Origin of the sequence: Nitrosospira multiformis (assembly GCF_900110185.1) — a bacterium.
Taxonomy (GTDB): Bacteria; Pseudomonadota; Gammaproteobacteria; order Burkholderiales; family Nitrosomonadaceae; genus Nitrosospira; species Nitrosospira multiformis_A.
The window spans coordinates 269,123-290,553 of sequence record NZ_FOCT01000003.1; the positions used below are offsets into that span (position 1 = coordinate 269,123).

Below are 21,431 nucleotides of genomic sequence, written 5' to 3' on the forward strand. Positions count from 1 at the left end.
TTCCAACAAGGGTATAGGGTCCTGACCCATCCGTGGCTTCTTCAATCTCTTTTCTCCGCTTCCAGCCCCACATCGAATGCAGTCGCATAGCCCATTTCTGCTTCGGTAAGCTTGAGCATCAACTGCCTTCCACCCTTGAGATAGATGCTGTCATCTTCATTCCGGGTCCTCTGCTGGTATGAACCCTTTCTCGCATACCCGGCATAGGGGGGTTGTGCGTGCACCTTATCGGTAATCGCATCATCGAAGTAGAGTTGCGATGTAAATTCGCGGCCGCGCGCATAACCGGGATCGGTACGTATCTTGAAATGAATATGAACAGTTCTGCCAGGGTACCACCCTGGATAAATGCTGATAAAACGCACGCTGCCGTTCCTGTCCGTTACCTGATAGCCGCGCAGGAACTTCTTTCCTACTGTATTGAAATTCCTGTCCTCGACATCAGAATAGATTCCCTGCGCATCGCAATGCCAGATGTCGACTATGGCCTTGGCAAGCGGCAGGCACCTGTCCGTACCCTCGTTGCCCACTGTGAAAACGCGCATTTCGAGTGCAAGCGGAAGGCCGTCCTTTACCGAGCCATCGGAAGGATCGGATCGAATGTCTGAACGGTGCAGGCGCTCATCGACGAAATAAGGACCTTCCGTTTGCTGGGGTGTTACCACGCACGAAATCATTTTACGGGCGACCTCCTCACTTCCGGCATGGATGGATGAATATCGTCCTGCCATGCCGATTCCGGTTATCCCAAGCAATCCTAGCAGTTTTCGTCGATTCATGCCGCTCCCCATTTTGTATTCCTCGATGGCGATGGCGACTGATATGCGATTGGGCCGCCCTAAGCTTGGAGGGCTTGCCCGCTTTTGAAGTTCCTACTGGAAGACCGGAGCCTGCGATATATCTAATAATAATGCAATATATTATTCGGGCGCGACATTCCCCTGGCTGGACGAGAGTTTGTTCAGCAGGTTGTTCTTCACTGACGGCCATTCATGCTGGAGGATTGAATAAACGACGGTATCGCGAATGGAACCATCGCGCATGATCTGGTGGTTGCGCAATATCCCATCTTGTTTCGCACCCAGGCGTTCAATGGCGCTCCTCGAAACCTGGTTGAAAAAATGTGTTCTGAACTCTACCGCTATCGCTTTCTTTTTCTCAAAGACATGCTGGAGCAATAACAGCTTGCTTTCCGTGTTCACCCCTGTTTTACAGACTGATTTCGCATACCAGGTGTAGCCGAGCATTGGACGCCTGTTCGCTTCATCCACGTTATAGAAACGGGTCGTGCCCACTATTCCATCTGTCGCATTCAGTCTTACTGCAAATGCGATGTTTCCTTTTTCAGCATTTTCGATGGCAGTGATCACATAGTTTTCCATCTGCTCGGGCGAGGGCACGTTTGCAAACCAGAGCTTCCAGAACTCTCCATCCCTGACCGCACATCGCAAAGGCTCGACGTGATCAGGTATAAGCGGTTCCAGGGTGACAATCTCACCCTTCAATACGATACGTTCGAGCCAACTCATTTTTTCATGCAGCCCGCTGTTTGCCGGTGCGCGGCCAAGCTTTGAAACATTGACATTGGCCTTTAAAACATTGGCTTTTTCGCAGCCGCGTTATAGCGGTTCACTCCGCTCGTAATTTCCACTGCGGCTTCCGTTACCCCTGCCCATCCGGTTATCTTCACCCATTTGCCGGGTTCCAGGTCCTTGTAGTGTTCGAAAAAATGGGCAATCTGTGAGCGTGTCAGTTCAGACAAGTCGGCGTGAGATTTCACCGCACGATAGAGGGCGCACAGCTTGTCGATTGGCACCGCCAGAACCTTCGCATCTCCGCCCGCCTCATCGGTCATTTGAAGCATACCCAGGGGCCGACACCGTACCACCACTCCCGAGATGAGTGGAACCGGTGAAATCACCAGAACATCCACCGGATCCCCATCTTCCGAGAGGGTGTGCGGGATATAACCGTAATTACAGGGATAGTGCATGCATGTCGACATGAAGCGATCAACGAACATTGCACCTGTTTCCTTATCCACCTCGTATTTGATGGGGTCGGCGTTCATGGGTATTTCTATGATGACATTGAAATCGTTCGGCACGTCGCGGCCGGAGCTGACTCTGTCAAGATTCATTCTTGTTCCTGTTACTGTTGACTGAAAAATCGCTATTATAGCTGTCGGCTTCGGTGATTAACTGCGGATTAAATGATCCATGCGCATGCTGCTCAGCTTGGCCATCATGGCTGCACTCATCTATGTCGTTTTCGCGGCGGTGATATTCTTCGCCCAGCCCAGCCTTGTTTACTATCCTGAAATCGGACGTGGCATCACCGGGACTCCAGCTGACTCAGGCCTCGCGTATGAGTCTGTCGAACTGGAGACTGCGGATGGCGAAAGGCTGCATGGGTGGTTTGTCCCGGCATCTCATGCGAAAGCGACTATCCTGTTTTTTCACGGGAATGCCGGGAACATTTCCCAACGGATCGACTATTTGTCGATGTTTCACCGCCTTGGATATAACACCTTCATTTTCGATTATCGCGGCTACGGCGAAAGTAGCGGCAAACCGACAGAGCAGGGGACGTACCGGGATGCTGTTGCTGCATGGCGGTACATAACCGAAAAAAAGGCAATCCCGCCTGCCGATGTTGTGTTGTTCGGGGAATCTTTAGGCGGTGCAATCGCTTCCTGGCTGGCGGCCCGCGAAATTCCCGGCGTCCTGGTTCTGGCTTCCGTGTTTACCTCGGTGCCTGACATGGGAGCGCAACTGTATCCCTATCTTCCCATCCGGCGGCTTTCCCGTTTCAAATACAACACTCTCGAGCATTTGAAGGATGTCAGTTGTCCCGTATTCGTCGCGCACAGTCCTCAGGATGAAATTGTGCCGTTCAAGCAAGGGCAGGCCCTGTACGAGGCAGCACGCAATCCGAAGCGATTCATCGAGCTGCAGGGCGGTCACAATGAGGGCTTCATTTACACGAGGGAAGACTGGGCCAAGGCTTTGGGTAAATTCATAGATGCGAGCCTGGGAAGACATTGAATATGCTGATACTGGCGCATCGTGGTTATCACGCGACAGCTCCGGAAAATACGCTCGAGGCTTTTGAAGCAGCGATAATGGCAGGGGTAAATGGTATCGAGACGGATGTGCGCATGAGCCGGGATGGTGTGCCGGTGCTGGTTCATGATCGGGTAATGGCAACCGGACAGGCAGTGTCTGATCTTGTCCATCGCGAAATCGAAGGTGTGTTGGGGCACAAAATACCTACCCTGGATGAGGCGCTCGCGCATTTTCCCGACATACTCTGGAATGTCGAACTCAAAACCCCACATCAATTGTCAACGGTATTCGGTGTTCTGGAAAAGTATCAAGCCGGCCATCGTATTATCGTCAGCTCCTTCCGGCATGATCTGATTGCAACCTGCGCGTCATCATTAAAGCTCGATTGCGGCCTGTTGGTCGCGCACCGGCCACAAACTCTGGATTCCCTGTTGGCTGATTTCGATTGTGATGGCAACGCCAGGATCAACCATCTGGTTTGGGATTACAACGTGCTGGATGGTGTTTTGTTGAAACAGGCGGCATTGAAAGGGTTCCGCAATTTTGTTTACGGTCCGATAACGCGAAAGGAGCATGATGAATGCCGGCAACTGGAAGTAGATGGCATTATTACCGATTATCCACGAATTATGCAAGGTGTATAAGTAGTCGCACCAACGCCCAGTTCTTCTCTTGTCACACGAAAATCGAGTGATGCGCCGACGTTTTCTGCAAACCCTCACGGTCGGAGCCGCAGCGATGGCATTGAGTAGAACGATTTCAGCGAAGAACAAAGTATTCACTGTTTTCACATTTGGGGATTCGATTCTCGACTGCGGACGTTACAACGAATATGGTGTCCATCCGGGGCAGTTGATCCTCTGCAACAATGATTTCCTGTTTCCAGAGTTCAAGGGCCGCGATCTTATGTCTCAGTCATCCTCGATGACTGCACTGTTGGATCACCGTGCGCGTGATGGCAGCGTGGTTGACAATCTCTCCTGGCAGGCACGAGGTATCAAGGCAACTGGTGCTGCTGTCGCCCTGGTTACAGTAGGTGGCAACGATCTTCTCACTGGTCTTGCTGCGGACCGAGGGGAGGGCAGCGCGTGCTTCCAACAGCAATTGGATGCTTTTCTGCAAGCGCTTCCGGTACGGCCAGTTCTACTGAGCACAATTTACGATCCGACTTTCGGCGATGACTCCCGCAATTTTCTCGCCACTGATGCGCGCATTGCCCGGCCCAACTTCAATCGCATCAATGCCATTATTCGGCAGCTTGCTCCACGTTATGGAGAGCTCGTCGATGTGCACCGCCATTTCCTCGCGGGTGACCCGTCCTGGTTTACAGGGACTATCGAGCCAAGCTTGCGCGGAGCATCAGAGGTGCGTGCTGTGTTTTTGCCTGCAGTGCTAAGAGCATTCCATGTCGCGCAAAATGCTTAGGCTGGAAGGGGATATCAAAAACGATACAACGTGGCATGAAAAAGCAAAAAGAAAATGATAGGCCTAAAATAGACAAGACAAGTAACGATTCCTGCAGCAGAACGTGTATCCATCAGGAGGAAACAGATGGGCGAGAAGACAAAACCGCACATGGTCGGCATCAATCATGTCGCGCTGGAGGTCGGTGATATCGAAGAAGCGCTGGCTTTTTATGGCCGCATCTTCACCTTTAAATTACGAGGGCGAGGTCAGGGCACTGCCTTTATCGATATGGGAGACCAGTTCATTGCATTGATGGAAGGGCGATCGCAAAGCCCGGACGATGAGAGGCATTTCGGCCTTGTGGTCGATGACCGCTCACATGTACGCGAACTCGCTGAAGCGGCGGGAGCGACATTGCTCCAAGGAGGCTTCCTCGACTTCCTCGATCCTTGGGGTAATCGCGTTCAGGTAGTCGAGTATCGCGATATACAGTTTACGAAAATCCCCGGAGTGTTGAAGTACATGGAACTGGATCTGGAGAAGAGCCAGAATGCAAAGGCGGAGCTGCAAAAAAAGGGAATTGAGACGTAAGCTTGGATAGCATAGGAGTTCATAGGCGGATGTGCAGATTCAGTTTATTCCACAGTTCCTCATGAAGATCCTCGAAAAGGGCCGGGAAAAAGCGCGAGCTAGAGGATGAAGACGATAAGCTGCCAGCGGGGCGGTCCGAGTTCAAAACCGTGGATATGTTCTTCGTATTTCGGCAGTAACTGTCCTTTCTTTACAACAATTTCCTGGCCGCAGCCTATGCACCGATAGATACCACTTACCGATGCGCTGGTACCAGGTGCACGCTTAACGTTAAAATCAAAATGGTCGCAGTGGATAAGATAGCTGCTGTCCTGGTAAACGGCCATAGTGAAATCCGTTAAAGAGTAATAATATCCGGCACATAGTGGCTGAACTTTCAACTCTACATTAATTTTATTACTTGTCGCTCACTTAATTCTGTTCGCTTTAGCACAAATACGCTTAACACAGCATAAAGTATCAAAAGTTCGAGTTTCGTTGAGGCGGTCTCTGCCAATAAACAAAACCTGCCGAAGCGGGACGAACAGTTCAGGGGAGGGAATAGGGGAAGGCGCGGCTTGAAGGCATATTGCCCTAAAAATAGGCGATGATCGACGTAGTGAAAAAAGTGGTGCTATCTCTGGAAGTACCGTTTTTACCAGCAAAAATATCGTTATTACTGAGCAGCGTTCTGGCCTCAAGCCTCCATAGCAGGTTGTCAGTGATGTTGTAATCGAAATTGGCTGAAAAACCGCATGCCCGGAAACCATGGGGCGTTGCGGATGTAATGAATACGCCTTGTTTGTCATTGTAATATTCTGCTCTCACCGCAACGGCTGTTCTGGGCGTTTGCACATACCTCAGAATGACTGTAGGGTGAACCACATATTCAGGCTACCCGAGTGCTTGCTTTTTTGTTCGACGCCGATATCGAATCCAACAGTCGCTGCAAGCACCTCATTCAGTTTGAAAATTCCATAGAAGTTATGGAAGTAACGCATTTGCCGGCGGCTGTCGGGCTTGTCGCTGCCAGCAAAGGTGCTGCTATTGAGCGTTATTTCAGGAGAAGGTCTATAGGTAATCTGTGTGCCGAAGGCGGGAAGCGTGTTTCCGTCCACCGGTTTTATATGTTGCCAGCCGTTCAGCGCCAATCCGCTTAAAAACCATTTATCATCGGCTGAAGTGAAGTTGATCCTGGCGCCTGACTCGAAATAGGGTGTGTTCTCCGCCGCCATGCTTCTTGTCAGGGTCCAATTGTTTTTCCCTGTGACGCTTTCAAAGCCGATATGCGAAGGGAAAACGCCAGCTTCCAGCCAGAATTTATTTTCGGTGGACAGCCTCAAGGCGATGTGCTTTCGTATAAATGACCCAAAATGCCAGGTTCTGCGGTAGTTCGCGTTCATGTAGGTGCCTGCCGCCAGCGCAAAGTTTGCTCTGATACCGGGCGTTGCGTACGATGCCTTTATGAAGGCGAGATTTACTGCGGGTTGGTTGCTTTTGCTGAAGCTGCTGAGAAAGGGAGGTTTAGTGTTATTTACCGGTTCGTTGAAATCGTGACTGTAGTAACCTTCAACATAGGCAGCGAGCGTCAATGGCGAGCGCAGCGTATTGTCAAGGTCACTATCTGCTCCTGCGGAGGCGCTTGCATTTAGAAAAAAGGCTGCCAATACCATCCTTTTCATTTTTGCTGCAAGTTGCCCTTGGTAGAGTCCGATCCGTACAAACGAATAAATCAAGAGACGGAAAATAAAAAGAACTATTGTGAGCGCTATCCGCGTCATGAACAGGGAAGTGCTCCATCTCAATCCCGTCGCAGCAAAAAGCGATCCCAGACTCAAAGTTCCGTAAGCCAGTCAAGCGACTTCTGTGACGCATGAATGCAGATTTCAGCGGCCACCTGCTTATTTTGCGAGTAGAGAATCCTTACTCGTGTCCGTCAGTTCATCCTGCTTACGAGGGGCGGCAAAAATTCGCTTACTTGATGATCTTTATGATTGTTCTGCTACGGGCGCGCTTTCAGGTATTACTGAGCAGGCGCAGGTAGCTTTCGGCGTCGGTAGTGAGTGGTGAGTTTCGCGCCAGATCGACATGCGTAAACCTTAGATTGCCTTGATGGTTGGAATCTCAAGTGGGCACAAGGACTTTTTTCTCCGCAGTAAATGGTCGGAAGCTTTCAATCGCACGGGAAAATTCAGGTCAGTAACGGGCGAATGCGGCAGGCGAGCCGGAGCTGCCGGCCAAAAAGTAAGCTTGCCATCAGGATAAGTCACCCGTAGGGTATAGTTATCCTGTCGCAAGCAGGTACAGTCGAGCACGGCAGCAAATTTAAAAATGAGCCTCATAAAGCTCATTTAATCCACGGGAAATAAAAAAGGCAGCCAAGGGGCTGCCTTTTTCAAAGTCAAAGTTCAGTAACCGGTTATCAAGCCGCCGGTTGCTTTTCCACTTTTTTGCCGTATTTCTGACGGAACTTCTCGACACGCCCAGCAGTATCGACGATTTTTTGTTTACCTGTATAGAACGGATGACAAACCGAGCAAACCTCGATATGCAGGGGTTTGCCCATGGTGGAACGGGTTTGAAAAGTGCTGCCGCAACTGCAGGTCACGGTTATTTCCTGGTAATCTGGATGAATGTCTGGTTTCATGAAATGATCCTCAGCTTGCAAATGCTCCCCGCACGATATCTGCCTGATTTCGGGGAAAGCCGCGTATTATCCTCCACTCGCAAACGGGATGCAACAAGGTATTCCGGGGGCGGAGAGGCATTCAATGTTTAGGCTGAGTAATATTAGACGCGCCGCATTGAATCGAAGAAATCCGCGTTGTTCTTCGTTGCCTTGATCTTGTCTAACAGAAATTCCATTGCCTCCATGTCGTCCATCGGATAGAGCAGCTTGCGCAGTACCCAGATTTTCTGCAATACATCGGGCTTGATCAGGAGTTCTTCCCGGCGGGTGCCGGAACGGTTGACGTTGATGGCGGGATAAATGCGTTTTTCCGCCATGCGCCGGTCAAGATGGATTTCCATGTTGCCGGTGCCCTTGAATTCCTCATAAATCACATCGTCCATGCGTGAGCCGGTGTCGACCAGCGCGGTGGCAATAATGGTGAGAGAACCCCCCTCCTCGATATTGCGCGCCGCCCCAAAAAAACGCTTCGGCCGTTGCAGCGCGTTGGCATCCACACCGCCCGTCAGCACCTTGCCGGAAGCAGGTACCACTGTATTATAGGCGCGCGCGAGCCGGGTGATCGAATCCAGCAGGATTACCACGTCCTTCTTGTGTTCCACCAAGCGTTTGGCTTTTTCGATGACCATATCCGCCACCTGCACGTGACGTACAGCCGGCTCATCGAAAGTGGAGGAAATCACTTCGCCTCTTACTGACCGGATCATTTCGGTCACTTCTTCGGGGCGCTCGTCTATCAGCAGCACCATCAGCATCACATCCGGGTAATTGGCGGCAATGGCGTGGGCGATGTGCTGAAGCATAACGGTCTTGCCCGATTTGGGACTGGCTACCAGAAGGCCCCGTTGTCCTTTGCCGATGGGGGCAATCAAATCGATGATGCGGCTGGTAACGTTTTCTTCGGCTTTGATCTCGCGTTCGAGCTGCAGCCGCTCGGTGGGAAAGAGCGGGGTGAGATTTTCAAACAGTATCTTGTGTTTGGAGTTTTCAGGGGGTTCTCCATTGACCTTATCGACCTTGACCAGCGCGAAATAACGCTCCCCGTCCTTGGGCGTCCTTATTTCACCCTCTATCGAGTCCCCTGTATGAAGGTTGAAGCGCCGTATCTGGCTGGGTGAGACATAAATGTCATCTGGACCGGCGAGATATGAGGTGTCGGGAGAACGCAAGAAGCCGAAACCATCCTGCAGCACTTCCAAGGTGCCTTCGCCGAAAATGCTTTCGCCTTTCCGTGCCTGATTCTTCAATAAAGCGAAAATCAGATCCTGTTTCCGTAGCCGATTGGCGCCGTCAATTTCATTGGCAATTGCCATCTCCACCAGTTCGGTGACGTGGAAGTTTTTGAGGTCGGATAGATGCATGAACGGAATCCGTGGGTGAAGAAGAGGGACGTAAAGAAAGCGTCAGGAAGCGTTGGGAAAACCGATGGAGCCGAACGAGAATTCGAAGCGGCGAACGTAATCGAACCGGAAACTACCGGAGGGCTTGCGGAATGCGTTAATTATAACTTAGCAGTTTTAGATGTGACTGTCAATAAAAGCAGTGAGCTGGGATTTCGATAACGCCCCTACTTTGGTGGCTTCAATATTTCCGTTTTTGAAGAGCATGAGGGTAGGGATACCGCGAATACCATATTTGGGCGGGGTACCCTGGTTTTCGTCGATATTGAGCTTGGCAACCTTGAGACGGTCGCCATATTCTTTGGCTACCTCGTCCAGGATGGGCGCTATCATCTTGCACGGTCCACACCATTCTGCCCAATAGTCAACCAGTACAGGGACTGTCGACTGCAATACTTCGGTCTCAAAATTTCCGTCAGAAATATGGTGGGTATGACTCATGTGCTTTTCCAAATCGCTCAAATGAAATATGTACGACTGACATTCAGTTAATTCTGCAAGGGCAGGGATATATTACCTGCCAATTGATACCAGAAGTGGCAGTGACAGAGACAAGAATATCAGGAATTATATTTTTTGTTGCTTCGCAGGCCAGTAATTTTCGCCAGCCTGTCATTTTTCAGTATCCTAGCGAAAAAAAACAAGAAAGGGAAGTACCATTTTAATGGTATCTCGATACAAGCAGCCCATTCAACCGGTGGCGGGAGCAAAGCCGTACAAATTGGCACTATCTGCTCGCAGCGGAGCCAGCATATTTGTCAGGAATCAACCCGGTTTTCCCCACGAGTCGCGCAAGGTGACCGCGCGGTTGAATACCGGTCTTCCCGGTTCTGTTTCCTTCAGATCCGCGACAAAATAGCCATGACGCTCAAATTGAAAACGTTCTTCCGGTTGTGCTGTCATGAGTACGGGCTCGACATAGGCTGCAAGGACCTTCTTTGAATCCGGATTCAGAAATGCTTTATAGTCCCGACCGCCTGTGTCAGGGTGAGCCTGACTGAACAAGCGATCATAAAGCCGTACTTCCGCTTGTTGCGCATGGGCGGCTGAAAGCCAGTGAATATTGCCCTTGACCTTGCGTTTATCGGCTCCGGGGGTGCCGCTCTTGCTGTCCGGATCATAGGTGCAATGGATTTCCAAGATTTCGCCATTGACCCCTTTCACAACATCCACGCATTTTACGATGTAGGCGTACCGCAACCTTACTTCGCCTCCAGGTGACAGGCGGAAATACCCCTTGGGAGGATTCTCCATGAAGTCACTGCGTTCGATGTAGATCTTTTTCGTCAGGTGTACGATACGGCTTCCCCATTCCGGTTTTTGCGGATGATTGGGGGCAAGGCACTCTTCCTCGGCATTCTCCGGATAGTTATCGATAACGACCTTGAGCGGGTCGAGGATAGCCAGGCGCCGCTGGGTACGCTCATTCATGTCTTCGCGCAGGCATTCTTCCAGGATGCCCATGTCTATCCATGAATCGGCCTTGCTGACGCCGATGCGTTCCGCAAACAGACGGATGGATTCCGGTGTATAACCGCGTCGTCTCACTCCGGCAAGCGTATTCATCCGCGGGTCATCCCATCCATCCACAAAACTCCCGCTAACCAGCTCGATCAGCTTGCGCTTGCTCATGACCGTATAGGTAAGATTCAAACGCGCAAATTCGATCTGTTGCGGATGACATGGAACAACATCTGCCAATTGATCCAGTACCCAGTCATAGAGGGGACGGTGATCCTCGAATTCCAGCGTGCACAGCGAGTGCGTGATCCTTTCCAGCGCGTCGGATATACAGTGGGTGTAGTCATACATCGGATAAATACACCATTTGTCACCCGTCCGGTGATGGCGGACATGGCGAATCCGGTAAATCACGGGATCGCGCAGATTGATATTGGAGGAAGTCATATCGATTTTGGCGCGCAGAACATGAGCACCATCAGGAAACTCACCCGCCTTCATGCGGCGAAACAGGTCAAGATTTTCCTCGATGGAGCGGTCGCGGTAGGGGCTGTTTTCACCCGCTTCGGTAAGCGTGCCTCGCAGCGCGCGGATTTCCTCGGCAGTAAGGCTGTCCACGTATGCTTTACCCTGCTTGATGAGATGTTCGCCAAACTCGTAGAGCTTGTCAAAATAGTCCGATGCATAGTGCAGGTGCTCGCCCCATTCAAAGCCGAGCCATCTTACTGCATCCATTATTGAATCGACATACTCCTGCTCTTCTTTTTCGGGGTTGGTGTCATCGAAGCGCAGATGACATATTCCGTTATAGTCCCGCGCCAGACCGAAATTGAGGCAAATGCTTTTGGCGTGACCGATGTGCAGGTAGCCGTTGGGTTCGGGCGGAAAGCGCGTTTCAACCCGTCCGTTCCACTTGCCGGTGCGATTGTCTTCTTCGATGATATTGCGTATGAAATTAGACGCGGACGGTGTTACATCGCCAGGGGTAGCTTTTTCGTTCAAACTGGACCTCTCGAAAGGGAATTCCTGCTCGTCTTTTCCGGGAATTCATGGGCAAACGGAACGCCGGTTCTGCTCTCTCCTGTTCGTTTGTACTTGCCCGGCCGCTCATTATAGTTGAATAACGTATCGAGCCAAATTCGACCAGGTACCCCTCCTGACTTTCTTCCTGCATTTCTTTTGCTGTGAGCGAGAATGCACGTAGCAAAGTCCCATTTATTTACACTACACTGATTACATGAATCCACTCACCTTTTCCATTCTCCGGCTGCTGAGCGATAACGAATTTCATTCAGGTCCGGCTATCGCCGAAGCTCTGGGAGTTTCCCGCGCCAGTGTATCAAACGCCCTCCGCGACGCGGATGAAACTGGATTGACCATTCATAAAATCAAGGGGCGCGGCTATCGCCTGCTCGACCAGGTGCAATGGCTGGAACGAAGTGCCATTCTTGAACACCTCGGTCATCAGGCGGACAAGTTCAATCTGGAAATACTCGATACGATCGATTCCACAAACAGCCTTTTACTGCATGAGGCGGACAACCGGTTGAGTCTGGGTGACAGGCTCATTCATGTGATAGCGGCCGAGCTGCAAACGAAGGGGCGTGGACGGCGAGGACGGCAATGGCACTCTGGCCTGGGAGTCGGTCTCGCGTTTTCCGTGCTATGGCGGTTTCAGCAAAGTGCAAGCTTTCTTTCGGGTTTGAGTCTCGCCATAGGCGTTGCAATAGTACGCGCGCTCGAATCTTCGGGGATACGAGGGGCTGTACTCAAATGGCCAAACGATGTCATGTTCAATTTCTGTAAACTGGCAGGTATATTGATAGAACTGCATGGCGATATGCTCGGTCCCACCGTCGCTGTAATCGGTGTAGGCATGAACCTGAAATTGTCAGACAGCGTCCAGGCGCGGATAGACCAGGGGGCAACGGATATTTTTTCCATCAGTGGAGAAATACCGGATCGCAATAAATTGCTGGCTGAATTGTTGCTGAATATTGCTCGAGTATTGAGAGAATTTGAGCAATCGGGTTTTACGCCATTCAAGGAGGAATGGGTGGATCGTCATGTATGTGAAGGCAAAGCCGTCACCCTCAAGCTACCTGATGGGTCGGGCCAGGAGGGACGGGTGCACGGGGTATCGGATAACGGGTCATTGTTGCTGCAAACGTCACTGGGTCTTCGCAGTTTCAGCGGCGGCGAGATATCGCTGCGCAGGACAGCATAAATGAACCCCCTTCTGCTGGCGGTGGATTCCGGCAACACGCGCGTGAAATGGGGACTGCACGATGGTCGCAACTGGCTCATGCAAGGGGTCGCAGCGCAGGGCGACACAGTGCAGCTCGAGCGGGAATGGAGGAATTTACGTGAACCTTCCCGTGTAGTGATATCCAATGTCGCCAATGCCGGGATCAAGGCCAGTCTGTCAGAGCTATTGGCGCGGTGGAAAGCAGAGCCGCAATGGGTTACTGCCGTTCCCTATCAATGCGGTGTCCGCAACTATTACTCCAACCCTGCCCAGCTTGGCAGCGACCGCTGGGCGGCGCTCGTGGCAGCGTGGGTGCTAGAGCGACAGGGGTGCCTGGTAGTCGATGCGGGAACCGCCATGACGGTGGATGCGCTTTCCGACACAGGTGAATTTCTCGGAGGAATCATAACCCCCGGGATCGATCTGATGCAGAAGATACTGGTGGAGGACCTTGGATCACTGGAGTCGGGGGACGGAAAATTTTGCGATTATCCTGACAGTACCGCAGATGCGCTCTATAGCGGCGCGGTGCACGCGATGGCGGGGGCAATCGAACGTATGGCGGCGTTGCTTGCCGGTACCCTCGGTCGCATGCCCGAGTGCATTCTTAGCGGCGGTGCAGCGCAGCAGTTGCAGCCCCAGCTTAACGTGAATGTGAAAGTGATGGATAATCTCGTTTTGCAAGGTTTGCTGGCCATTGCCCGGGAGACTTCAGAAACAGCTTCGGGAGGGGTCGTGGCTTCCCCGGAAGATTCCATCGGAAATTGATCTGCTTTTGCGTCCTGCGGACGTAGACTGGATATGTCCGTTTTTCAGAACGCAACCTTTTACACTACCGTCAACGAGCTGCGCGACCTGCCCCCGCCGGTTGGGGTCGAGATAGCTTTTGCCGGCCGCTCGAACGCGGGCAAGTCCAGTGCGATCAACACCCTGGCAAACCGTAACCGCCTCGCTTTCGTCAGTAAAACACCGGGACGCACCCAGCATCTGAATTTTTTCCGGTTGGGGAACGACAGATTTCTGGTGGATCTGCCTGGCTACGGCTACGCAAAAGTGCCGGCGGAAGTTCGTCAGCATTGGGAGCGCCTGCTTGGCACCTACCTTCAGACAAGGCAATCGCTTCACGGCATGGTTCTTATCATGGATGCACGGCATCCTTTAACCCCGCTGGATCGGCAAATGCTTGCCTGGTTTGCGCCAACGAAGAAAGCGGTGCATGTGCTGCTTACCAAATCGGACAAACTCACCCGACAGCAGGGGCAGAAAGTTCTCAAAACCGTGCTGGGTTTTTTACGTGAATCTTATCCACAATGCAGCGTACAATTGTTTTCCAGCACAAACAGAGAAGGTGTTGAGGAGGCGGCTGCCTTGCTTGATGCATGGTTCGGGTCAGGAATCGACTCGGATAGCGGTATGATCAGGGAAGCGGGTGCGTCGGGGAGCAACAAGGAAAATGCGTCGGACCCACCGAACGCCAGAAATAAAAAACCCCCGGTTAAAGGGGAATAAAACCGGGGGCAAACTACCTTAATAGGGATTAAGGTACCCGCTCAGGGAGGAAAAGCGGGAGACAAATAAACAACGTCTGTCAGTAAGATATAAAATCCAGCCACAAGTTCCCGGATTTTTTATTTTTTATCAGATTTTTCTTTTTTTGCAGAATCATCATGCCAGCCATTAGTCAATTCCCCCAAAAAAGAATGCGGCGCATGCGCCGCGATGAATTTTCCCGCCGCCTGATGCGCGAGAATCAGTTACATGCGGATGACCTGATTTATCCGGTATTCGTGCTGGATGGCGAAAAACGTGAGGAAAAAGTTCCGTCCATGCCCGGCGTTGTACGGCAAAGCCTGGACGTTCTGCTATCCCGTGCCGAAAAATGCCTCGAACTGGGAATTCCGGCGCTGGCTATTTTTCCGGTCATCGACGCGGGCCTGAAAAATGAAACCGCTTCCGAAGCGCTCAACCCCTCGGGTCTGGTACCGCGGGTAGTAAGTGCGTTGAAAGCACGTTTTCCCGAACTGGGTATTATTACCGACATTGCTCTCGATCCTTACACGAGCCATGGGCAGGATGGATTGATCGATAACAGCGGTTATGTGATGAACGAGGAAACGGTAAACGTTTTGACCCAGCAGGCCTTGGTGCATGCACAAGCAGGCGCTGACGTGGTTGCACCGTCGGATATGATGGATGGCCGTATAGGCGCAATTCGCGCTGCATTGGAGAACCAGGGCCTCATCCATACCCGTATCCTTGCTTATTCCGCAAAATATGCTTCCAGTTTTTATGGGCCGTTTCGCGATGCGGTGGGATCGTCGGCCAATCTGGGTACCGGAAACAAATACACTTACCAGATGGATCCCGCCAACTCGGATGAAGCATTATGGGAAGTGGCGCTGGATCTGGAGGAGGGTGCCGATATGGTCATGATCAAGCCGGGACTGCCTTATCTCGACATTGTCCGGCGGGTCAAGGAGCGCTTCGGAGCGCCCACCTTCGTTTATCAGGTGAGCGGCGAGTATGCGATGCTGAAAGCGGCCGGGCAAAACGGCTGGCTGGATGAAAGGGCCTGTGTGCTTGAAGCCCTGCTTGCCTGCAAGCGCGCAGGCGCCGATGGCATTCTGACGTACTACGCCACCGACGTCGCTGAGTGGCTGAGACAGCGCTGAGCCGAAATAAGGACTGGAGGAGGACTGAAACAGGGCGAACAGGCAGGAAGCGAGAATCGCGCCCTTTCTAGTTCGACAGAAAGTCGTTTATGATGTCCTCCACCGATCTGATCGTGATATCTATCGGATCCTCTTCTTCAGGAGGAAGTTGCTCTTCCATGAAGTATTCCTCCAGCGTCGCGCCGTTGCCTCTCAGGCCGGTTTCCGGATTAATCCTGGCGGTTGTGATCCCCCTTGGAGGGGAATAGGAGGCGACCGGTACACCTTTCAACGCCTTGTCCATATAATTCATCCAGATGGGGAGTGCCGCCCGACCGCCGGTTTCATTGTCTCCCAACGATTTCGGATTATCGAAACCGATCCAGGCAATGGCCACCAGATCGGGCTGATATCCGCAGAACCAGGCGTCAACATAATTACTGGTAGTGCCGGTTTTACCAGCCAGGTCGTTACGGCCCAACTGTTTCGCTCTGGTTGCGGTGCCGCGCTGCACCACATCCCGCATCATGCTGGACATGAGAAAGGCATTGCGTGGATCGATAATCTGCTTGGCGTTTTCACCCGCCAGCGGGGGGTTCGATTGCTCCACGATATTGCCGTTGACATCCTCTACGCGTTGTATGAGATAGGGGGATATCAGAAATCCACCATTGGCAAATACAGCGTAACCTACCGCCATTTGCATCGGGGTGACTGAACCGGCGCCAAGCGCCATCGCGAGGTAGGCGGGGTGCTGCTTGGGATCAAAACCGAAGCGTGTCACGTAATCCTGCGCGTACTGCACGTCGATTGCCTGCAGAATGCGAATGGATACCAGATTCTTTGATCTCGCCAGCGCTTCACGCATTCGCACCGGGCCATCATAGCTGTCCCCGAAGTTTCGGGGATCCCATTGATCGCTCCCGGTCTCTTCGGCCGTAAACGAAAGCGGAGCATCATTGATGACAGTCGCCGGTGTGAAGCCTTTTTCCAGAGAAGCGGAATAAATGAATGGCTTGAAGCTGGAGCCAGGTTGGCGCCATGCCTGGGTAACGTGGTTGAACTGGCTGCGGTTGAAATCAAAGCCTCCCACCATGGCGCGGATCGCCCCGTCGTGGGGATTAAGGGCGACCAGCGAGGCCTCCACCTGCGGCAGTTGCGTAATCTCCCAGGCGCCCTTATCGTTTTTATGGACACGGATCAGGGAGCCCGGTCGAATGACCTGCTGGTTGGCGGCAGGTTTGGCAGTCAGATATTTCTGCGCGAATTTGAGCCCGTCACCCTTGATTTCGATGATCTCGCCGCCTTTGCGGTATGCCTTGACCCGCTTCGGGTTTGCCTCCAGGGCGACCGCGGCAAGAATGCCATCGCTGTCAGTCACTTCCTGCAAGGCTTCCTCGAGTATTTCTTCCCGCTTCAAGTCCCCCGCCGACAGCTTTATGACCGCTTCCGGACCGCGATAACCATGCCGGTCGTCATAGTCCAGCACGCCTTGGCGTACCGCATTATAGGCGGCTTCCTGGTCGAGAAAACGGATAGTGGTGTAGACCTTGTAACCTCTCGTGTATGCATCCTCGTGGTAGCGCTGATACATGGCCTGGCGCGCCATTTCCGCGACGTAATCCGCCCGCAGAGCGTATTCCTGTGATTCCCGCCTGATGATCTGCATCGGTTGTTTTTCGGCTTGTTCGAACTCCTCGTTCGAGATATAGCCCAGGTCACGCATGCGCCGAAGCACATATACTTGCCGCGCCCTCGCGCGTTGCGGATTGACGACCGGATTGAAGCGCGAAGGCGCTTTGGGGAGTCCTGCGAGCATTGCGGCTTCCGCCAGATTGATCCTGTTCAGGCTTTTACCGAAGTAAACTTGGGCGGCAGCGGCAAAACCGTACGAACGCTGACCGAGATAAATCTGATTGAAGTAGAGTTCGAGAATCTGGTCCTTGCTTAAACTGTGTTCGATCTTGAATGCAAGCAAGGCTTCGCTGAATTTACGGTTCAGTGTTTTTTCCTTTGTCAGGAAAAAATTTCGTGCCACCTGCATCGTGATAGTGCTGGCACCCTGGCGCAGACCGCCGGAGGTGAAATTGGAATAAGCAGCACGCAATATGCCAGTGTAGTCTACCCCGCCATGCTGATAAAACCGGTCATCTTCGGCGGCTAGAATTGCCTGTTTCAGTCGGAGCGGAACGGAATCGATTTTGACAACCTGGCGTCGTTCTTCTCCAAACTCGCCGATCAGGATGCCCTCTGCGCTATACACGCGTAACGGTACCTTGGGCCGATAGTCTGTCAAAGACTCGAGCGAGGGTAAGGCACGGATGGTCACCAATGCTGCGAAACCGAAAACCAGAGCCCCGATGACACCCAATGCAAAAAGCGCGGCCAAAGGGTAAGCCCACCAACGCCAACGCACTAGCATGTGAGTAGGTTCTTGCAGAGGAAGATTAAGACAAGCATGGACGTTCTATAAAAATAATACTACGTTTTATGTAAGACACAGCAATCGCTCCGGGAGCATTGGCAGGGCATTTTGAAAGATTTTCCGGAAAATGCAAGGTCCGCGATCCAGTTTCTTACGAGATGGGGGAAAAAACTGCGGGATTTTTTGTCAGGGCAACCAGTACGATATAAATAAATACGAATTGGGCTGCGACACATGCGAATATTTTTGCTTTGCGCGTTTTTCCAAATCTTAGCGCTGTCATGCCCAGGCCGATATACAGCAGCAATCCGACGACCTTGGCGCTGAGCCAGGAGTTATGTACCGGATCCTGTTGAATACGGATAGCCAGCGCAACAGCACTCGCAAGCAGTACGGTATCCACCACATGCGGCGTAATTTTTACCCAGCGCCGTTTCAAGTCGGCAGATCCTTGGATCATCCAGATGCTGCGCAATGAAAACAAAAGATAGCTTATTATAACGCTGCCGACATGAATCATTTTTATTGCTGCATAACTCATGTCTATCCTCCCTGCATCATCCAGCCGTGGCTGCCGGCCACTGCCCCGGCAATGGTAACGAGACTTAAACTCAGCAATATCCTATGCATCCGCTGCGCCAGCGCGAAAGTCCTTGCGGGATCGCGTTGAGACATTTTTGCCTTCTGCCTTCGGAATACCAGGGGTTCCACTATAAACAGCATCAAGGTGAAGATCAGCCACACCGCAACCATGGCATGCATCCACCAGAAGCGGGGTTCAGTAAAACGGTTCCAGGCGTCGAGAACATGCGCCATGTAGAAGCCGCTCAGACCCACGATCAGTGTTGTCCAGCGCGCCTGGGGAGCAAAGCGGTTTTCGATGTGGCTGAAAAATTCCGTCCGCTCGGTTGCGGATTTCATTTTCGCCATAATGGGAAACAGGACGACTGTCACCATGGCGACACCCCCGATCCACAGCACAACTCCCAGCACATGCAGCACTCTGGCAAATGCGAATTCATTCATCAGGCTTTCCCTTCCGCTATTCCCGAGCTAAGACTTCCTTTGTAAATATTAAGTTCTGGCACTGACTGCATTTGTGCGCTTTTGGTATCCTCGAACTTCATGCCGGAGTCCGGCCATATGCTGATGAAGTATCCAAATCTGCGGCGTAACGTCTGTGTTGCATCAATCCAGCGCCTGTGCACCGAACGCCTCACAGCCTGCAAGATCGGATTCGCGACAGCGGGGAAGTTGTTTCGAGAGCTCGCGTAATGCAGTCCGCAGACCTTCTTCCAGGACGGGATGATAAAAGGGCATGCGCAGCATGTCATGCACGGTGAGTGAGCGGTCGATCGCCAGTGCCAGCAGGTGTGCCATATGCTCCGCATCGGGACTGCACATTTCAGCTCCAAGCAACTTGCCGCTGACCGGCTCGGCGTAAATGCGCAGAAGGCCGTCGTTACGTTGCGCCATGCGAGCCCGGCTCTGGCGTTCGAAACGAACCTCTCCGGTCAATGTTCCGCGGGGGAGAGAGACATGTTTTTTACCGACGGTGGCTATGCCGGGATCGGTAAACACAATCGCAAGCGGCGTGCGACGCTCAAAGCGAATGGGGGCGGGATGGGTGGCATTGATTCCTGCAATGTGGCCCTCGTCCGCTGCCTCGTGCAACAGAGGTCTCATGCCGTTCGCATCACCTGCCATGAAAACCGGCAGGTCTGCTATCTGCATGGTATGGGGATCAACAGGAGGCAGCCCTCTTTCATTCAACTGGATGCCTAGCGTCTCCAGCCCCAGATTCTCGATATTAGGCCTGCGACCCAGACTGGCAAGAACAGCATCGACCGCGGTTTCCTCCGTCCCGGCAGACACCCGCATACCCCCACCAGCTACCCGGAGATCTGCCTGCTTGCCCAGATGTACCCTGAACTCGTCTGCAAGAATCTCTGCCGCAACCGCATTCACTTTCGGATCGCTCAGACCGGCGATGGTATCGCTTTCACTGAATGCCGTTACCTCGATTCCCAGCCGGCCGAGTGCTTGAGCCATTTCCACGCCCACTGCTCCCAGGCCTATGATTGCTACCCGATCGGGAAGGGTTTTTTGTTCGAATAATGTATCAGTCGTCAGGATCTGCCTGTCGAGTGCAACCCAGGGAGAAGGTACAACCGGTCGGGAGCCAATGGCAATGATAATGTTTCGAGCACGCAATTCCCGCCCGTTTACCTCAAGCCTTCCTGCTTCAAGGAGGCGCGCACGACCGGAAATAGCTCGTTCTCCCAGCACTTCCGTCGCCTTCAGCGTGCTGGCCACAAAGTCATCCCGCAGCCGGCGCACACGTCGCAGGACAGTTGCAATATCCGGCGTGAGGCACTCCGCCCCCTGGATTCCGAATTCCTCAAAGGAGGTGCGGCGATGGAATGCCTTTGCGGCCTCTATCAGTGCCTTGGAGGGCATGCAACCGACACGCGCGCAGACTGTCCCCCAGGGACCATCGTTGATAACGGCGAAATTGTCAGTTCGCTTCTTTACTTCCCTGAGAGCGGCCAATCCTGCGGTGCCGGCGCCGATGATAATAACGTCGAAGGTTTCACTCACGAGGATTTCCTCTTCATCAGAAATGTTGCACGAATTTATATGAAATGAGGTGCTTCCACCTTGATCTGCCAATTGAACTGCGAGAATCATTTATCGCAGGATAGCTCCCCTGGCAGTCAGTTGTTCTGGTGAAGGGAAGGACGTGTTATTCAGCGGCGCGTTGTTTGGCAGTTATGGTTTACGCCGATAAGGTGCTGATTCAACTCGGTCAGCTTCTTTTCCGCTTTCCGGTCCGGTTCGTCCCGCCAGCCACTCGCGGGAAATCTTCTGTGCCTGCGCCAGTTGCTTGCTGCTTAGCGCGCGCATGACTTCATCCCTGGCTGCCATGGCCTGCTGGACGCCGGCGGCGGCCGCAAGATTCAACCATACGTAGCTTTGCACATGGTCCGTGGGGAGGCCGTATCCATTCCGATAGATGAGGCCCAGCTCATATTGCGCGGGTCCGTAGCCTTGCTCTGCGGCCAATTGGAGCCATTTTGCAGCTTCGGCAAAGTCCTGGAGTGCGCCGTTCCCCGTCAGATACAGCAGCCCGAGCTTATACTGTGAATCCACATCTCCGTTAATCGCTGTCTCCTGATAGAGTCGAACGGTAAAACGATGATCCTCCAGGGGATTTCGCGCGGGAGTGGAAGGAGGGATGCTCCCGGACGACTGGGTGACGTCATGAGTTCCGCGCGTCCTCGGTGCCGGACCGGGAAGCGCTTCCTGGCCGTTCTGCGGTTTGCTGGACTGGGGGGCAACAGGATCAGCAGGGTCTTCTGTTCCAATTTTCGCGGCGGGTCCCGCATAGGGATCGGCCATGTTGTGCTCTATGATCAGCCAGACCGTTGTAATCAGCAATGCGCCGATGAACAGCACTCCCCCCAATGCAAGAAAGGCATTCGGATTTTTCACCCAGAAGCGCTCCTTGC

General features: G+C 52.7%; 21 protein-coding genes and 1 pseudogene. 8 read left to right on the forward strand and 14 right to left on the reverse strand.

What is annotated here, in order from left to right; translation table 11 throughout:
- Nucleotides 1-41 precede the first annotated feature (41 nt).
- The 3 genes from BMY01_RS05320 to ppa form a co-directional block, all read right to left on the reverse strand.
- Nucleotides 42-779, reverse strand: a complete 738-nt coding sequence (locus BMY01_RS05320) for an intradiol ring-cleavage dioxygenase (RefSeq protein WP_081353753.1) — start codon at nt 777-779, stop codon at nt 42-44.
- 141 nt (nt 780-920) lie between these two features.
- Entirely contained in the window at nt 921-1,529 is a 609-nt protein-coding gene (locus BMY01_RS05325) for a GNAT family N-acetyltransferase (protein ID WP_074744989.1), read from the reverse strand.
- Between the two features lie 62 nt (nt 1,530-1,591).
- A complete protein-coding gene (gene ppa / locus BMY01_RS05330; protein ID WP_074744991.1) occupies nt 1,592-2,140 on the reverse strand; it encodes an inorganic diphosphatase in 549 nt (182 codons plus the stop codon).
- Nucleotides 2,141-2,225: 85 nt separating this feature from the next.
- Between ppa and BMY01_RS05335 the strand changes: the two genes are divergently transcribed.
- From BMY01_RS05335 to BMY01_RS05350, 4 genes are all read left to right on the forward strand, one after another.
- Entirely contained in the window at nt 2,226-3,047 is an 822-nt protein-coding gene (locus tag BMY01_RS05335; protein WP_254772617.1) for an alpha/beta hydrolase, read from the forward strand.
- A 2-nt stretch (nt 3,048-3,049) separates the two neighbouring features.
- Nucleotides 3,050-3,712 (forward strand): glycerophosphodiester phosphodiesterase, encoded by a 663-nt coding sequence (locus BMY01_RS05340; RefSeq protein WP_074744995.1) that lies wholly within the window; start codon nt 3,050-3,052, stop codon nt 3,710-3,712.
- Between the two features lie 49 nt (nt 3,713-3,761).
- Nucleotides 3,762-4,493: an SGNH/GDSL hydrolase family protein gene (locus tag BMY01_RS05345; protein ID WP_074744997.1), complete on the forward strand. Its 732-nt coding sequence runs from the start codon at nt 3,762-3,764 to the stop codon at nt 4,491-4,493.
- A 126-nt stretch (nt 4,494-4,619) separates the two neighbouring features.
- Complete coding sequence (locus BMY01_RS05350) at nt 4,620-5,066, forward strand: VOC family protein (protein ID WP_074744999.1); 447 nt, start codon at nt 4,620-4,622, stop codon at nt 5,064-5,066.
- Between the two features lie 98 nt (nt 5,067-5,164).
- Here the strand turns inward: BMY01_RS05350 and BMY01_RS05355 are convergent, their stop codons facing one another.
- The 6 genes and pseudogenes from BMY01_RS05355 to BMY01_RS05385 all read right to left on the reverse strand — a co-directional run bounded on the left by BMY01_RS05355 (nt 5,165) and on the right by BMY01_RS05385 (nt 11,597).
- Nucleotides 5,165-5,392: a hypothetical protein gene (locus BMY01_RS05355; RefSeq protein ID WP_074745001.1), complete on the reverse strand. Its 228-nt coding sequence runs from the start codon at nt 5,390-5,392 to the stop codon at nt 5,165-5,167.
- A 247-nt stretch (nt 5,393-5,639) separates the two neighbouring features.
- Nucleotides 5,640-6,826 (reverse strand): annotated as a pseudogene (locus BMY01_RS05360) (porin).
- A 641-nt stretch (nt 6,827-7,467) separates the two neighbouring features.
- Complete coding sequence (rpmE, locus tag BMY01_RS05370) at nt 7,468-7,692, reverse strand: 50S ribosomal protein L31 (protein ID WP_074745005.1); 225 nt, start codon at nt 7,690-7,692, stop codon at nt 7,468-7,470.
- A gap of 143 nt (nt 7,693-7,835) precedes the next feature.
- Complete coding sequence (gene rho, locus BMY01_RS05375) at nt 7,836-9,095, reverse strand: transcription termination factor Rho (protein ID WP_011381390.1); 1,260 nt, start codon at nt 9,093-9,095, stop codon at nt 7,836-7,838.
- 156 nt (nt 9,096-9,251) lie between these two features.
- Nucleotides 9,252-9,575, reverse strand: a complete 324-nt coding sequence (gene trxA / locus BMY01_RS05380; protein ID WP_074745007.1) for a thioredoxin TrxA — start codon at nt 9,573-9,575, stop codon at nt 9,252-9,254.
- A 324-nt stretch (nt 9,576-9,899) separates the two neighbouring features.
- Entirely contained in the window at nt 9,900-11,597 is a 1,698-nt protein-coding gene (locus tag BMY01_RS05385) for a glutamine--tRNA ligase/YqeY domain fusion protein (protein ID WP_074745009.1), read from the reverse strand.
- Nucleotides 11,598-11,832: 235 nt separating this feature from the next.
- Here BMY01_RS05385 and BMY01_RS05390 point away from each other — a divergent pair, with 235 nt between their 5' ends.
- The 4 genes from BMY01_RS05390 to hemB all read left to right on the forward strand — a co-directional run bounded on the left by BMY01_RS05390 (nt 11,833) and on the right by hemB (nt 15,515).
- Complete coding sequence (locus tag BMY01_RS05390) at nt 11,833-12,822, forward strand: biotin--[acetyl-CoA-carboxylase] ligase (protein ID WP_074745011.1); 990 nt, start codon at nt 11,833-11,835, stop codon at nt 12,820-12,822.
- Nucleotides 12,823-13,611 (forward strand): type III pantothenate kinase, encoded by a 789-nt coding sequence (locus tag BMY01_RS05395; protein WP_074745013.1) that lies wholly within the window; start codon nt 12,823-12,825, stop codon nt 13,609-13,611.
- 33 nt (nt 13,612-13,644) lie between these two features.
- Nucleotides 13,645-14,352, forward strand: coding sequence for a ribosome biogenesis GTP-binding protein YihA/YsxC (gene yihA, locus BMY01_RS05400; protein ID WP_074745015.1), 708 nt, complete (start codon nt 13,645-13,647; stop codon nt 14,350-14,352).
- A gap of 158 nt (nt 14,353-14,510) precedes the next feature.
- Nucleotides 14,511-15,515 (forward strand): porphobilinogen synthase, encoded by a 1,005-nt coding sequence (gene hemB / locus BMY01_RS05405; protein ID WP_074745017.1) that lies wholly within the window; start codon nt 14,511-14,513, stop codon nt 15,513-15,515.
- A gap of 67 nt (nt 15,516-15,582) precedes the next feature.
- On the opposite strand, the gene BMY01_RS05410 is transcribed toward hemB, so the two are convergent.
- The 5 genes from BMY01_RS05410 to BMY01_RS05435 form a co-directional block, all read right to left on the reverse strand.
- Entirely contained in the window at nt 15,583-17,916 is a 2,334-nt protein-coding gene (locus BMY01_RS05410; RefSeq protein ID WP_074745019.1) for a penicillin-binding protein 1A, read from the reverse strand.
- Nucleotides 17,917-18,070: 154 nt separating this feature from the next.
- On the reverse strand, nt 18,071-18,460 hold the full coding sequence (locus BMY01_RS05415; RefSeq protein WP_074745021.1) for a SirB2 family protein: 390 nt from the start codon (nt 18,458-18,460) through the stop codon (nt 18,071-18,073).
- A gap of 2 nt (nt 18,461-18,462) precedes the next feature.
- Nucleotides 18,463-18,945: a hypothetical protein gene (locus tag BMY01_RS05420; RefSeq protein WP_074745023.1), complete on the reverse strand. Its 483-nt coding sequence runs from the start codon at nt 18,943-18,945 to the stop codon at nt 18,463-18,465.
- A 162-nt stretch (nt 18,946-19,107) separates the two neighbouring features.
- Nucleotides 19,108-20,520 carry a dihydrolipoyl dehydrogenase gene (locus tag BMY01_RS05430; RefSeq protein WP_074745156.1) on the reverse strand — a complete coding sequence of 471 codons (1,413 nt, stop codon included), beginning with the start codon at nt 20,518-20,520 and terminating at the stop codon, nt 19,108-19,110.
- Nucleotides 20,521-20,691: 171 nt separating this feature from the next.
- Nucleotides 20,692-21,414: a tetratricopeptide repeat protein gene (locus BMY01_RS05435; RefSeq protein ID WP_254772618.1), complete on the reverse strand. Its 723-nt coding sequence runs from the start codon at nt 21,412-21,414 to the stop codon at nt 20,692-20,694.
- Nucleotides 21,415-21,431 lie beyond the last annotated feature (17 nt).

What these genes read in the sequence shown, in the direction of transcription:
- BMY01_RS05420 (WP_074745023.1), bottom strand. Translation starts at nt 18,945, where the DNA reads ATGAATGAATTCGCATTTGCCAGAGTGCTGCATGTGCTGGGAGTTGTG.
- BMY01_RS05395 (WP_074745013.1), top strand. Translation starts at nt 12,823, where the DNA reads ATGAACCCCCTTCTGCTGGCGGTGGATTCCGGCAACACGCGCGTGAAA.
- rho (WP_011381390.1), bottom strand. Translation starts at nt 9,095, where the DNA reads ATGCATCTATCCGACCTCAAAAACTTCCACGTCACCGAACTGGTGGAG.
- BMY01_RS05355 (WP_074745001.1), bottom strand. Translation starts at nt 5,392, where the DNA reads ATGGCCGTTTACCAGGACAGCAGCTATCTTATCCACTGCGACCATTTT.
- BMY01_RS05390 (WP_074745011.1), top strand. Translation starts at nt 11,833, where the DNA reads ATGAATCCACTCACCTTTTCCATTCTCCGGCTGCTGAGCGATAACGAA.
- BMY01_RS05415 (WP_074745021.1), bottom strand. Translation starts at nt 18,460, where the DNA reads ATGAGTTATGCAGCAATAAAAATGATTCATGTCGGCAGCGTTATAATA.
- trxA (WP_074745007.1), bottom strand. Translation starts at nt 9,575, where the DNA reads ATGAGTCATACCCACCATATTTCTGACGGAAATTTTGAGACCGAAGTA.
- BMY01_RS05325 (WP_074744989.1), bottom strand. Translation starts at nt 1,529, where the DNA reads ATGAGTTGGCTCGAACGTATCGTATTGAAGGGTGAGATTGTCACCCTG.
- BMY01_RS05410 (WP_074745019.1), bottom strand. Translation starts at nt 17,916, where the DNA reads ATGCTAGTGCGTTGGCGTTGGTGGGCTTACCCTTTGGCCGCGCTTTTT.
- BMY01_RS05345 (WP_074744997.1), top strand. Translation starts at nt 3,762, where the DNA reads ATGCGCCGACGTTTTCTGCAAACCCTCACGGTCGGAGCCGCAGCGATG.
- yihA (WP_074745015.1), top strand. Translation starts at nt 13,645, where the DNA reads ATGTCCGTTTTTCAGAACGCAACCTTTTACACTACCGTCAACGAGCTG.
- BMY01_RS05335 (WP_254772617.1), top strand. Translation starts at nt 2,226, where the DNA reads ATGCTGCTCAGCTTGGCCATCATGGCTGCACTCATCTATGTCGTTTTC.
- BMY01_RS05320 (WP_081353753.1), bottom strand. Translation starts at nt 779, where the DNA reads ATGAATCGACGAAAACTGCTAGGATTGCTTGGGATAACCGGAATCGGC.
- hemB (WP_074745017.1), top strand. Translation starts at nt 14,511, where the DNA reads ATGCCAGCCATTAGTCAATTCCCCCAAAAAAGAATGCGGCGCATGCGC.
- BMY01_RS05350 (WP_074744999.1), top strand. Translation starts at nt 4,620, where the DNA reads ATGGGCGAGAAGACAAAACCGCACATGGTCGGCATCAATCATGTCGCG.
- BMY01_RS05340 (WP_074744995.1), top strand. Translation starts at nt 3,050, where the DNA reads ATGCTGATACTGGCGCATCGTGGTTATCACGCGACAGCTCCGGAAAAT.
- ppa (WP_074744991.1), bottom strand. Translation starts at nt 2,140, where the DNA reads ATGAATCTTGACAGAGTCAGCTCCGGCCGCGACGTGCCGAACGATTTC.
- rpmE (WP_074745005.1), bottom strand. Translation starts at nt 7,692, where the DNA reads ATGAAACCAGACATTCATCCAGATTACCAGGAAATAACCGTGACCTGC.